This is a genomic window from Paenibacillus amylolyticus, assembly GCF_001570725.1.
Classification (GTDB): domain Bacteria; phylum Bacillota; class Bacilli; order Paenibacillales; family Paenibacillaceae; genus Paenibacillus; species Paenibacillus amylolyticus_A.
This window is the reverse complement of the sequence record NZ_BCNV01000005.1, coordinates 54140-67033: the sequence shown is the minus strand read 5'-3', so window position 1 is coordinate 67033 and position 12894 is coordinate 54140. Positions and strand designations below refer to the sequence as shown.

Sequence of the window (12894 nt, the reverse complement as noted above, 5' to 3'; positions counted from 1 at the left end):
TATTTGCATCAGCGACCGTCTCCAACATATTGACAACAGTTTACCACAGCCCGAGTCTGATGTATCTGCTCCTTTGGCTCCGGGTCTAACTGATCATAGGAACATAAAAATGGTTAATCCACTCATTTACTGTCGAACGAACTCGTCCACCCCTAGCATAATACTTAACTAACAACTAAAAAAGAGTGGTCAGTTGATCTGATCACTCTTCTAGCATTCCCTATTTCAATCCACGCAACAGTAAAGGCTCGCTCGTTGAACTTCCCTTACTCCGGCTTATCTGTCAGCTTCACCGATACCTTCTCAGCTTTGCCATCCCGATAGAAGGTCACTTCAATCGTATCCCCGATCTTCTTCTGATCGTACAGATACTTCCGCAGATCCAGCGTGGAGGTAATTTTTTGCCCGTCAAACTCCGTAATAACATCATTCAGCTTCATTCCTGCTTCAGATGCCGGCCCTGATGCTTCCAGCACAACCACGCCACTATCCACGTGAGATGGCAGCTTCAGATCCTTGCGCTGCTCGTCATCCAGTGGTGCATAAGGGTTGCTCAGATCCACCGTGTACACGCCCAGATATGGACGAGATACTTTGCCGTTCAATAGCAGAGAATCGACCGTTCTCATCACTTCATTCATCGGAATCGCGAAACCGAGACCTTCCACGCCCGTATCCGAGATCTTCATCGTGTTGATGCCGACCACTTTGCCGTTCAAGTCGACCAAAGCACCGCCGCTATTACCTTCATTAATCGCCGCATCCGTCTGGATCACATTTTGCTCCCAGTCGTACACCCCGTCCTGATTAATCGATACAGGCAGAATACGATCCGTGTAACTGACAATACCGGATGTCAGCGTACCGCCCAGACCGAGCGGGTTCCCGATCGCCAGCACCGTTTGACCACGCTGAAGTTTGCTGGAATCGCCGATCTCCGCCACTGCACCCAGCCCTTTGTCTTCTGCGGATAGTACAGCTATGTCACTCACGCGGTCCTTGCCGACCAGCTTCGCTTTATGTGTCTCCCCGTCTACGGTCACAATCTCCAGATCACTCGCACCCTCCACGACGTGGTGATTGGTCATGATGTAGGCCTTGCCATCTTCCTTCTTGAAAATGACCCCTGAGCCCAGCGCGGAATCTTCCATCGACAGACTGCTACCTGTTTTATGGTTCACAATGCTCACCACCGAAGGACGAACATGGGCCGCCGCCTGAATAATCCGGTCGTATGGATCAGCTGCCTGTGCTGTCGGTGCACCGCCTCCACCACCGTTACCTGTAGCATTCGCTAGCGGTAACGAAGCGGGCTGTGTAATGAAGCTAAACAGCGTAACGGTCACGATGGAACTGATTCCCGTACGCGATCTGCGTGGATTGCTCCAGCGGTCACGTCCACGTGCCCGGCCTCCAGGGCGGATGATCTGAAGTTTGCCTTTCTGTTCAGGTTCGGCGCGTCTTGATACTTTGGTTGAATAAAAATCGTCTCCAAACAATCCCATCGTGATCCTCTCCCCTTCGTTGTCACGCATCAAGACCCTGACTGCCGCCTAAGTTGTCGCATGGATCAACGATGGAGTTCTCACATACACCACTCCGCCAACAGATGAACCTTCCGATCGCTGTTACTCACAAATTTTTTTGATCCCCTCTTCCAAGGTAAAAATTTGTTCCTAAAGGCGAACACTCTGTTTCTTCAGGTTTCTTCTGTCGTCTTCGTTACGTGAAGACTCCAACGCTTTCCCATGCTTTTTTGCATTTTTATAAAATGGTCTTGCATATCGCCGCATCCCGGCATCAAATCAAGATACAGCGTCTATGTACAACAGAACGGACACGCCATTCTGTCAGTGACTCTATCAATCATGCTCTCGCATTCTATGACATGCCATTTCACACGCAAAACAGCCAAAATCACAATGCTCCTCATATACTAAACACGCCAAATCCCAAAAAGTTGCATAATTACGAAAATTAACGCAAATTTCAGCTATAACGCGCTTAACAATAAAGGTCCATAGTATCTATCACCACAAAATCCGGTCCGCTAAGCGCCGTTTTGCCCATTTTGAAGAACTTTTTCACCGATGCATAGTCACAGGTTCAGCATACACGCCTCGTCTCACAAATTATAGCGGCAAAAAGAGGAATGTTTTCCACCCAGCCTGACTACAATAATAGTAAAAGACAATTCAAAGCTTCATAGAGGAGGATGTAACATGGATCGCACACGTACACTCACAGCTATGGATGAAGTTCATATGGCGGCCAAGCTGGCCGATCTCAAGGATGAACATTATCGCAATACCCTTGCACTGAGTACCATCATCGAACTGCTTATTGATAAAGGCATTCTGACCCGCGAGGAAGTCGAGCGCAAAGCTGCCGAACTGGACAGCTTTATGGCTCACCCACCCTATCCCATGGTGTAGGACGGTCGTAATACGTATCACAGAGTTTGAACTCATGATCCCGATAAAAACATCCACGGCTCTCCATCGCGTCGCGCACAGTCATTTTCGCCAAGTCCATCATATTATGATCCCGGCTAAGATGTGCCAGATACGTGCGCTTGATGCGTCCGTTCATCAGTTCACTAAGCGCTGCCCCTGCCGCTTCGTTCGACAAATGCCCAATGTCGCTCAAAATCCGGCGCTTGGTGTTCCATGGATAACGACCCATACGCAGCAATTCGACATCATGATTCGCCTCCAACACCAGCACATCAGAATCGGAGATCGCATCGCGAACCTTGTCGCTCATGTACCCGAGATCCGTTGCAACGGACAGCTTCTCCGTACCATCATCGAATGTGTACCCTACCGGCTCAGCCGCATCATGCGAGATCCCGAAGGATTCCACGCGCAGTGACCCAAAATCATGCTGTTCACCCGTCTCAAATACCCTCCGGTTTTCCTCTGGAATCGCCCCAACCGACTTCTCCAGCGCCGCCCACGTATTCAGATTCGCATAGATTGGTAAATTATATTTCCGAGACATCGCGCCTAGTCCTTTAATGTGATCGGAATGTTCGTGTGTAACCAGAATCCCGTCCAATTCTGCCCCAGAAATCTCCCTTTCCTGAAACAGTGCATCCAATCGCTTCGCACTAAGACCCGCATCAATCATGAGAGATGTGCCCCCATGTTGTATGACCGTCGCATTCCCTGTCGAACCGCTGGATAACACGGTAAAATATATCCCCATAACGCATTACTCCCCTGGTTTGTCTGTCTTGGGACTGAATACATCCCCACTGATGCCCTGCACGTACAACACTTCGCCACTTTCCAGCACGAACCGCCATGCCGGCATCGCTACCTGTATATCTGAATTGAACAACTGGCCGTAATAGCCCAGCTGAATATCTTTGACAATTGCATCATTTGGCAAAAAGTTCTCGATCAGCGTTCCCAGCGCCTTCGACGCCGGAAGCACCTGCTGATCGCTCTCCTCTGCGGTCGTAATCCGCACCGGAGTCTGACGGTAACCCGTTATTTTCTGGTCGCTGTAGAATAGCTCCAGACTCACATTAAAGAGCGGCCATTTGCCATCCACCAGTGGGTGAAGTACAAAAGCCCCATCCTCGGCCATCAGCTGATCCAGCCGGTATGTCCCAATCTGCGGAATCTCACGCTGTAATGCATCCTCCAGCTCACTCTGCGAGAAGATCAACTTGCTATCTACAGGCTGTTCCAGTTCCATATCCACGCCAGCCTTGTCCTCTTCGATGAATTCATAGGACAACTTCGGTAGCTTCGGCGTTTCATTCGGAATTGGAGCCAGCACCTGAATGCCCTTCTCTTCCATCGCCTGCTGTGTATTATCTGCCAGTGAGGTGAAGTCCAGATTGGCTCCGGCCGTCTCCCGCGCATCCATCCAGATCTGGTATCCCAGCACCAGATTGAGCAGCAGAAAGGCATAGATCAACACATTTTTCGCCCGTCCCCAATCCAAAACATCCCCCCCTAACTTAGCTGCTTGCAATACTTTCTCAAGTTGCCTACACCTTCCACCGTAACTGGCCGTTTATAGCCTTTGAACTTAAAGCTATACGATAACGGAGAGGGCAGAAATAACCTGAAGAAGCGGAGCGTTCGCCTTTACCACCAGATTTCTCCCGTGTTAAAAGGGAATTCAAGAAATCTGGGGGTAACAGCGATCGGAAGGTTATTCTGCACGCGTAGTGATAAAGTACAGCTACTCTTTGGTTCAAAGACTATAACCTATCAAGATACGGTAGTTTCCTCACCATTTCCGAATCGAATAACCCATACCGGGATCAGCTTCAGTCCGTCCTCAATCGAAGAAGGACGATAAGCCGGGTAGACGTCCACAACCTGGCGATTCTCACCTGCCACCTTTTTAATCAGAGCCTTCAGCTTGTCTCCGCCAGGCAACTTTACCGATTTCTTCGCCTCTGCGCCTTCGTTCAGGTATTCCAGCGATCGTTCATAGCTGGATACCGTCTCCTGCTGCATCTCCATGCTGATCGTGCCGAAGCGGAACTGCATGGAATCCATAATCGGATAGCTGCCGTAATACTGCTGGAATTCAAGCTGCGTCTTGTTGTCCGTGGTCCCCAGCATCATGCGCGAACGGCCTTTCCAGCCGCCATGCTGATTCACAAAATCAACCGCAGACAGCGCATCCTTCGCGGGGTCAATCTGCCCCGCAGGCGGTGCCGCCGGATCGGTGTAGCTGATCCAGCGTTGTTCCTGTTTTACCTGTAAGCTACGTTTACTGTCCGTGTAGATCTCCGACCCGTCTTTTTCCCGGATGTTCCGAGTCATGCTTGGATCAAAGAACAGGCTGCGTTGCATCTGCTCAACCGTGAACTGCCCTGTCGGCACATCGGCTTCAATCGTCTCCAGAGCCTCCGCCGGAATATAATATCCGCCTTCCATCAACGTATATGGCGTCCAGTTCGTACCGAAGTCAACATGCTGCTGCACGTCCTGCACCGTTAAGTCCGCCTGGGTTGCTTCGTATACCACGTCTCCCTTGGCGCTGAAGAACAGCGCGTGGGCCTTCGTTTCATTTTTGGCCGTATAGATCGAGATTCGGTTAATCGTCTCACCTTGGAATAAGGAATCCGTCCCGAGCCTCATCACCCGCTGTAACAATGCGACGGGAATACCTTCTTTGAAAGATAGCTCAAACCCAGGGTTCTCCTTGCGAATCTGATCCCAATTCACCGATTGCACACTACGGCGCTGAAAATCATCGAACGCTCGCCCCTGTAACCGTGAATAGATCAACTGATAGAACGTATTACCGGGGTAAAACACCGTATGTTTATCCTCGCCCAGATGAATAATCATCTGATCGGGGAAGATTAATTCTTCAATATTACGTTCCTGACCCATATTTTCCGTCTTCACATAGTTCGTCTCTGACGTCACAATAGAATCCCCGCCTCCGGGCAAACGGTAGATCAGGAAATAACTCTGCACTAGACTAGCTACGACAAGGGTAGCGAGCACCAGGGATTTAATCCGTTCCTTCACGGTGCTCACCCCCTTCCTCGCGCATCGGCAGTGTGAACGTTACTGTCGTACCCACGTCTACCTCGGACTCCAGAGAGATGCTCCCATCATGCGCCTTCACAATTTCCCGGGCAATGGACAATCCCAGCCCTGTGCCTCCCATACTACGAGAACGAGCCTTGTCCACCCGATAAAACCGCTCAAAAATACGATCCAAATCGCGCTGTGGAATACCCATTCCGGTATCCGATACCGAGATGGCAAGTGCATGCTCATCACTGCGTCTAGCCGCAATGGTAATCGTGCCGCCTTCCAAAGTATATTTCAGCGCATTGGACACGACATTATCCAGCACCTGATCAATCTGGTCACGATCCAGCGGAACAGCCGGAATATCGTTCTCTACAGACAACACAGGTTGAATATCCTTCTGATGCATCTGGAACGAGAATCGATCCGTCACTTCCTCCAGCATTTCCAGAATGTCGGTTGGCTGCTTGCGCAGTAAAGCTTCCTTGGAATCCAGCCGAGATAGATGCAGCAGATCCGTAACTAGCCTGATCATTCGCTCCGTCTCGTTCTGAATAACACCAACGAAACGACCCGCAAGCTGTGGATCTTCCAATGCACCGTCATCCAGCGCTTCCGCGTAACTCTTGATCGTCGTCAGAGGTGTCCGCAGCTCATGGGATACATTGGCCACGAATTCACGCCGGGATGCCTCAAGCTCTTCCTGCTCGGTAACATCCTGAAGAACGGCAATCGTTCCCGTGATCCCCAACTCACGCCGATGAACCGGTGTGAACGTCATGCGAATGACCACAGGCTCTTCTTGTCCCGCAGGTGCAATCTGCAGCAGCGTTGAACCTGTAAAACCACTGGCGAGAGCTTCTGCATCCTCCGGATCAATGCCGAGTAATATGGCAAAATGCCTTCCTTCAATATCCGCAGGACGCATGCCCAGAATGCTGCTGGCACGGCGGTTCACCAGAATGACTTTACCGTACTCATCTGTGGCTACCACACCATCACTCATATTGGTCAGAATGGAGGTCAGCTTCTCCTTCTCCTCTTCATTCTGCGAGAGTGCATCCCGAAGCCTGCTCGTCATATAATTAAAAGCCCGACTGAGCTGACCAATCTCATCCGTGCCGAATACAGGTGTCTGTTGATCAAAGTTACCTTCGGCGACCGCTGTCGCTCTCCGGGTCACTTCCTTAATCGGCTGCGTAATCGTATGGGACAGGATCACGCCAAGTACCGCCGTTAACACCAGGGCAATCAGAATGCCGGAGATAAAGATTTTGTTGATTCCCTCCATCGTGGAATACAACTCGTTCATGGATGCCGCGATGTAGACCGCGCCAATGATCTTACCGCCGGACAGCACAGGCTTGGCGACGACCTTTTTGCGAACATTATCCTCGTCCACGATATATTCCTCATTGTCCCTAATGCCTTGTAGCGCACGGCTGACGACGGTCTGGGTGTTTTTGCGCCCCACATAATCCGAATGTGAACTTAGCGAGGTCGTGAGTACCTTGCCGCTGGCATCCAACACCTGAATCTCGGCACCGTTAATGTTGAACAGATTGTTCACCAGCACACGCAGATTTTCCGTTTTGTCCTCGCCAGCCTCTGCTTCTCCACCCGCCATCGTCTCCCCCACGAGAACCGATAGCATCTCCGCACGGGCCTGCAGGTCTTCCGTAAAGTTGCTCGTCAGTGAGTTCTTCATCGCGCTCACAAAATAAACCCCGATCAATTGCATCGCAATCAGAATCAGCAGTACATAGATAATGATCAATTTCGCCTGAATCGTTCGGAAGAACGAGAATCGCGCGAATCGTCCCATTATATCCCCACGCTTTTGGCACTGCGCACGAGATAACCGAGCCCGCGGCGTGTCAGAATCGTTTCCGGTTTGCTCGGATTCTCCTCAATCTTCTCACGCAGACGACGAATCGTGACATCCACGGTACGTACATCGCCGAAATATTCATATCCCCATACTGCTTGCAGCAGATGTTCCCGTGTCATCACCTTGCCGGAATGCTTCGCCATATAATAGAGAAGTTCATATTCACGGTGGGTCAGATCGAGTGGTTCTCCGCCTTTGTAAGCCGTATACATGTCCATATCAAAAGCCAGATCAAACAGCCGCATGACCTGCTTCTCTTCGTCTTCATGCGCTTCTGCCGTAATCGCAAGCTTTTGCCGTCTGCGCATCTGTGCCTTAACCCGTGCAAGCAGCTCACGCGTACTAAATGGCTTCGTCACGTAATCATCCGCACCCAATTCCAGTCCAAGCACCTTGTCGATCTCGCCATCTTTGGCGGTAAGCATGATGATCGGCATCTCCAGATGAGCGCGCACCTCACGACATACATCCATACCGTCCTTGCCCGGGAGCATCAGATCCAGCAGCATCAGATCCGGTTTCTCGGATAGTGCCAGTTCAACCGCACGAATGCCATCGAATGCACAGATGACCTCGTACCCCTCTTTTTCCAAATTAAACTTCAGAATGTCCGCGATGGGCTGTTCATCGTCCACCACCAAAATCTTCCCCTGCATCGGCTAAGTTCACCCCTATATCCTGCTTAATCCGCGTTAGCGTCTATATCTCTCTTCTATGTTTAGCTTGTACCAAGCTTGCTTGATTTGTTTCTCTAATATAAGTTGAACTAAAGAATATTTACACTCACACTACGATGACAGAACAACCTTCCAATCACTGTTACCCCCAGATTTTTTCGATTCCCTTTTCTCAAGGGAAAATCCGGGGATAAAGGCGAACGCTTCGCTTTTTCAGGTTTTTTCTGTCCTCTCCGTTATCGTGAAAATAATTAGTTCAACTTATATAGCTCGTTGTTTATACTTTCTAGTTTAACATACCTGAAGCACCGTCACATCCCGATCCGAGGGTTGGAAGGTCTTTCATCTGAAAATATTTTACAGCAGCAAAAAACAAGGCCAGCATTATAGCCAACCTTGCTCTCAATTTAGCTTATATTAGTTCAAATACGTCATCGGATTCTCCGCTGTGCCGTTCTTCAGGATCTCGAAGTGTAGATGGGTTCCAGTCGAGCGTCCGGTGTTACCCATAACGCCGATGCTCTCCCCTTTTTCAACCACTTGTCCAACCTTCACACCGATGCTGTTCAGATGACCATACAATGTTTCATATCCATTACGATGGTTAATAATGATGACATTACCATAGCCACTCTTCTGTCCTGCAAAAGTAACCACGCCTTCGTCGGATGATTTCACATCCCGGTTACCTACCAGATCGACCCCTTTATGTTGATGACCCCAACGCTGTCCAAAACTGCTGCTCATCGTTGCATTCGATACCGGCCAAGCAAATTCACCTGAGCCCTCACCAACGACTTTTGTTCCGCTAAGAACCACTTCGGTTACGGCAACTTTGATCACTTCCTGGCCAAGCCACTCTTCCTGAACGACTTCACCATTTTCTTTCGTTATACGATACTGCATATTTTTCAGACCGCTTTGACCTGGACGCACGACTTTGGTTGTGCCTACTTTCAGTTCAGCACTTTTGCGCACTTCCACTTGCGGTTTGATCTCAATCTGCTCAACCACCTGCTCGACCGATTTAACGGTTACTGCTGGTTTAGGCACGGTCAAGGTCAGTTCGTCTCCAATTTGAAGCGATGTTTCCTTGATGCCCGGATTATGCTGGCGAATCTCACTTTGTGTAATTTCATACTTGGAAGCGATCGAAGAGATCGTATCTCCTTCACGAACCACATAAGTTACAGGCGCGTCTTTACCAACGGTTAATGCTTTAACCGCCTCGGACACATCCCATATTTTGTTTGGATCAGCCTTCACCACATCCGTCGCTACTTCTTCCTTGATACCTACCGACTTCAATGTTGTACTCGGTCCCTCTTCTTTCTTCGAGGAATTAGCCGATACCGACTTCGTCTTAAGTGAACTGCGCACTGCCGATGCCGATATGTACTTGTTCTGCACTTGTTCCAAGATCGCGTCAGCTGTCGCCTGATCCTTCACAACGCCAATGACTTCACCGTCTACCTTAAGCTCCACACCTTTGGCATAGGCTGTCAGCATGTCACCCAGTTTATCCAGCGTTTCGTCACTGTTCACTTCAGGTTTGTACGCTTTTACCGTTTCGGTTGTGATGCCATCCGTGTTCAGCACCATCTCTGCATCCGGATATTTATTTTGATATTCCTCAGTTTTGTCTGTAAACAGTTGTTGTAGTTGTGCTTCATCCGCAATGGTACCAATCTCGCTACCTTTAACCATGACTTTATAGTACGGGACGGTATTTGCAGTAACATATTGTTTGCCTGCGAATCCGATCGATGCCGCGATGAATACACCGCATGCTGCTGTAATGATCCATTTGCGCGAGGCCAGAACGCGCTTCTTATTCACACTGAAGGTGGACATGCTCATGTTGTTTTTGTCTTCGGCCGTCCGGTGTTCCCCGGATTGTTCGTGTACCCGGTCTTTGCCCGGTTGGCGTATGCCTCTGAAACCTTTCATGATTCTCTCCTTTTCAGCACTTGTCAGTTCGCATTTCTGTCAAGACATCACCCATCGTGTCTGTCCCATGCTAGTTGAATAATATATTTGGGTGTCCGCAAAATCAGGACTTTAGCTGCGCTCGTAAAAGTGTCAAAATTTTAACCTTTTATCACACCCGTATACTTTAACACAGGTTTTACACTCATTTCAACTCTACACGTCACACCACAAAGCCGCGCCCCGCTTGGTTTTCCTGAATTATCCATAAGATAGCAAGGCTGGTCCATCCCCCATTATGCCTCAACATCCGCTGTACTATGTACTTTTACTCTTAATTTAAGACTAGGTTCTAAGACCCAGTAAAATATGCTTTCTTTTTCATAAAAATACAAATAAAATCCCCCATCAGATCAGCTCTGATAGAGGATTACGTAAACTATCTATTCATGATTTCTCTTAAACTCGATTTCATCTCATGACTCAATAGAAATGAACTTTCACATTTCTATTCTTTAACTGCAAGAATGACAAAGCGCTTCTGCTGAATCAGGCGATACTCGTCTATGAGCACGCCTGCTTTCCCTGCCTATCTTATTCTGTCTGCAAAACTTCCATTAGGTTGTCATACTCTTCACTGGTCAGGTACTTTGAGATCACTTGCTCAATCTCGCGCAGTTCCTGTTCTGTTAGGCCACCTTCCATGGCGCCTGAGATCTGCTGCATTTCTTTCTGCGGCAGTTTGTTCATGAGCAGGCTGAAGATCCGTTCCTTCTCCTCCACCGGCAGCTTATCCTTCGCTCCTGTGATATCATCCGGCGATATGACAATGGCATCATTGCCTGAAGAAGCACTACCGCTGGTCGCTCCGGTTCCGTTCCCCGAAGCTGAGCCACTCCCCTCTGCTGTTCCAGATTCATTACCTGTGCCGCTATCCGTCCCATTGCCTGCATTCACGCCTGAGTTCGAACCTGCGGTCGAATCTGTACCTGAGCCTTCTCCTGCTCCCTCGCCTGAGCTGGCCCCCTGGGACCCACTGTTGCCTTTATCTACGCCAGATTCACCGCCTTCCGACCCGTTTCCCATAACTGAAACAGCATCTTCCGGAACCTGCTCTTCGTCCGCTCCTGTCGGCTGATCTGTTGTGCCATTTCCTGATTTGTTCCCCTCACTGGTTTTACCACCCAATGCACCCTGGAACATGGCGGTTAACCCCATGGGCTGACCTTCCCACTGAATATTAAAACTCGCGAGTAGCGATTTCGCATAGGACTGTACAATTAATCCGGTCGTGAGCAGTGTCAGTGAACTGACCAGCAACACCGTTAGCACGATTTTGACAAACCACACAAGCAACTTCATTCCGTTCTCTCCCTCCGATTATCCCACCCGTCTAGCATGCGCATGCTGGGGTCTGTGACTCTACTGTTAACCAGTATTGACAGAAATCTCGGGATTATATCCAAAAAACACACAAAAAACCTCCAGTCATCGCTATAAAAGCAACAACTGGAGGCTTTACTGCCTGAGTCGGCAGAGTATCCTATTTTATAATTCAAGAAACAATCTATCTATTTCTTTGATTACTCGTAGATTGGAAGAACTTGATTCGTTTGCTCACGGTTACGACCAACGGAGAAGATGGCAATTGGAATGCCTGTCAGTTCGGAAACACGTTTTACATAATTCTGTGTGTTCACTGGCAGGTCTTCGAGTTTCTTCGCTCCAGTGATATCTTCGCTCCAGCCTGGCATCTCTTCGTATACCGCTTCACATTCTGCCAACATTTTGAGGCTTGCCGGATAGTGTGTGATGACCTCGCCGCGGAATTTGTATCCGGTACAGATTTTCACCGTTTCCAGACCTGTCATTACGTCCAGAGAGTTCAGGGACAGACCTGTGATTCCGCTGACACGACGCGCGTGGCGAACAACAACACTATCGAACCATCCCACACGACGTGGACGTCCAGTTACAGTACCGTACTCATGTCCAGTCTCACGGATTTGGTCGCCGATTGCATCATGCAATTCCGTAGGGAATGGGCCATCTCCTACACGGGTTGTGTAAGCTTTCGCTACCCCAATGACTTGCTGAATACGAGCCGGGCCTACGCCAGAACCGATACATACGCCACCTGCGGACGGATTGGATGATGTAACAAATGGATAAGTTCCTTGATCGAGGTCCAACATAACACCTTGTGCGCCTTCAAATAATACTTTTTTGTCCTCATCAATGTATTCGTTCAGAACAACGGATGTATCACGTACGTAAGGACGCAGAATTTCAGCATATCCGAGGTAATCTTGCAGAATCTCTTCCACATCAACAGGCTGGCCGCCGTAGACTTGCTCGATGACGCGGTTCTTTTCTTTGACCAGATGACGCAGTTTCAGTTCAAAATCTTCAGCATCCAGCAGGTCAACCATCCGAATACCAATACGAGCTGATTTGTCCATATAACATGGGCCAATTCCTTTGCCAGTCGTACCGATTTTGTTCGGGCCTTTGCTCTCTTCTTCGAGTGCATCCAATACCATGTGATACGGCAAGATGATATGTGCGCGCTCACTGATGGACAGGTTCTTCGTTGTGAAATCATTGTCATGAATATAGTTAATTTCTTCGATGAGTGCCTTCGGGTTGATAACCATCCCGTTACCAATAACACACGCTTTATCCGTGTAGAAAATCCCCGATGGAATCATCGTCAGTTTATATTTTTTGTTATCAATTAGAATTGTATGTCCCGCATTGTTACCACCTTGATAACGAGCCACCACATCAGCGCTCTCCGCCAAATAATCCGTGATCTTACCTTTACCTTCGTCTCCCCATTGCGTTCCCACTACAACTACCGTTGACATAGTTA

At 49.1% G+C, this 12894-nt stretch carries 10 protein-coding genes; 1 reads left to right on the top strand and 9 read right to left on the bottom strand.

The window, feature by feature from the left end:
* Positions 1 to 266 precede the first annotated feature (266 nt).
* On the bottom strand, positions 267 to 1505 hold the full coding sequence (locus tag PAHA3_RS20415; RefSeq protein WP_062836547.1) for a S1C family serine protease: 1239 nt from the start codon (positions 1503 to 1505) through the stop codon (positions 267 to 269).
* 717 nt (positions 1506 to 2222) lie between these two features.
* Here PAHA3_RS20415 and PAHA3_RS20410 point away from each other — a divergent pair.
* Positions 2223 to 2435: a hypothetical protein gene (locus tag PAHA3_RS20410; protein ID WP_062836546.1), complete on the top strand. Its 213-nt coding sequence runs from the start codon at positions 2223 to 2225 to the stop codon at positions 2433 to 2435.
* Here PAHA3_RS20410 and PAHA3_RS20405 read toward each other — a convergent pair.
* The 8 genes from PAHA3_RS20405 to PAHA3_RS20370 all read right to left on the bottom strand — a co-directional run bounded on the left by PAHA3_RS20405 (position 2404) and on the right by PAHA3_RS20370 (position 12889).
* Positions 2404 to 3210, bottom strand: a complete 807-nt coding sequence (locus PAHA3_RS20405) for an MBL fold metallo-hydrolase (protein ID WP_062836545.1) — start codon at positions 3208 to 3210, stop codon at positions 2404 to 2406. The two genes, PAHA3_RS20410 and PAHA3_RS20405, sit on opposite strands and share 32 nt — an antisense overlap.
* A 6-nt stretch (positions 3211 to 3216) precedes the next feature.
* Positions 3217 to 3960: a two-component system regulatory protein YycI gene (gene yycI, locus PAHA3_RS20400; RefSeq protein WP_017691456.1), complete on the bottom strand. Its 744-nt coding sequence runs from the start codon at positions 3958 to 3960 to the stop codon at positions 3217 to 3219.
* A gap of 272 nt (positions 3961 to 4232) precedes the next feature.
* Positions 4233 to 5513 (bottom strand): YycH family regulatory protein, encoded by a 1281-nt coding sequence (locus PAHA3_RS20395; RefSeq protein ID WP_062836544.1) that lies wholly within the window; start codon positions 5511 to 5513, stop codon positions 4233 to 4235.
* On the bottom strand, positions 5497 to 7347 hold the full coding sequence (gene walK, locus PAHA3_RS20390; protein WP_062836543.1) for a cell wall metabolism sensor histidine kinase WalK: 1851 nt from the start codon (positions 7345 to 7347) through the stop codon (positions 5497 to 5499). The genes PAHA3_RS20395 and walK overlap by 17 nt, the downstream gene beginning before the upstream one ends.
* Positions 7347 to 8069 carry a response regulator YycF gene (gene yycF, locus PAHA3_RS20385; RefSeq protein WP_017691453.1) on the bottom strand — a complete coding sequence of 241 codons (723 nt, stop codon included), beginning with the start codon at positions 8067 to 8069 and terminating at the stop codon, positions 7347 to 7349. Before yycF ends, walK begins: the two co-directional genes overlap by 1 nt.
* A 438-nt stretch (positions 8070 to 8507) precedes the next feature.
* Positions 8508 to 10040 carry a peptidoglycan DD-metalloendopeptidase family protein gene (locus tag PAHA3_RS20380; protein ID WP_153028267.1) on the bottom strand — a complete coding sequence of 511 codons (1533 nt, stop codon included), beginning with the start codon at positions 10038 to 10040 and terminating at the stop codon, positions 8508 to 8510.
* Between the two features lie 573 nt (positions 10041 to 10613).
* Positions 10614 to 11381 carry a hypothetical protein gene (locus PAHA3_RS20375; protein WP_062836542.1) on the bottom strand — a complete coding sequence of 256 codons (768 nt, stop codon included), beginning with the start codon at positions 11379 to 11381 and terminating at the stop codon, positions 10614 to 10616.
* 221 nt (positions 11382 to 11602) lie between these two features.
* A complete protein-coding gene (locus PAHA3_RS20370) occupies positions 11603 to 12889 on the bottom strand; it encodes an adenylosuccinate synthase (RefSeq protein WP_036671866.1) in 1287 nt (428 codons plus the stop codon).
* Positions 12890 to 12894: the final 5 nt, after the last annotated feature.

Excerpts from the sequence above, each read along its gene's own strand:
- PAHA3_RS20415 (WP_062836547.1), bottom strand. The coding sequence starts at position 1,505 with ATGGGATTGTTTGGAGACGATTTTTATTCAACCAAAGTATCAAGACGC.
- PAHA3_RS20410 (WP_062836546.1), top strand. The coding sequence starts at position 2,223 with ATGGATCGCACACGTACACTCACAGCTATGGATGAAGTTCATATGGCG.
- PAHA3_RS20405 (WP_062836545.1), bottom strand. The coding sequence starts at position 3,210 with ATGGGGATATATTTTACCGTGTTATCCAGCGGTTCGACAGGGAATGCG.
- walK (WP_062836543.1), bottom strand. The coding sequence starts at position 7,347 with ATGGGACGATTCGCGCGATTCTCGTTCTTCCGAACGATTCAGGCGAAA.
- yycF (WP_017691453.1), bottom strand. The coding sequence starts at position 8,069 with ATGCAGGGGAAGATTTTGGTGGTGGACGATGAACAGCCCATCGCGGAC.
- PAHA3_RS20380 (WP_153028267.1), bottom strand. The coding sequence starts at position 10,040 with ATGAAAGGTTTCAGAGGCATACGCCAACCGGGCAAAGACCGGGTACAC.
- PAHA3_RS20375 (WP_062836542.1), bottom strand. The coding sequence starts at position 11,381 with ATGAAGTTGCTTGTGTGGTTTGTCAAAATCGTGCTAACGGTGTTGCTG.
- PAHA3_RS20370 (WP_036671866.1), bottom strand. The coding sequence starts at position 12,889 with ATGTCAACGGTAGTTGTAGTGGGAACGCAATGGGGAGACGAAGGTAAA.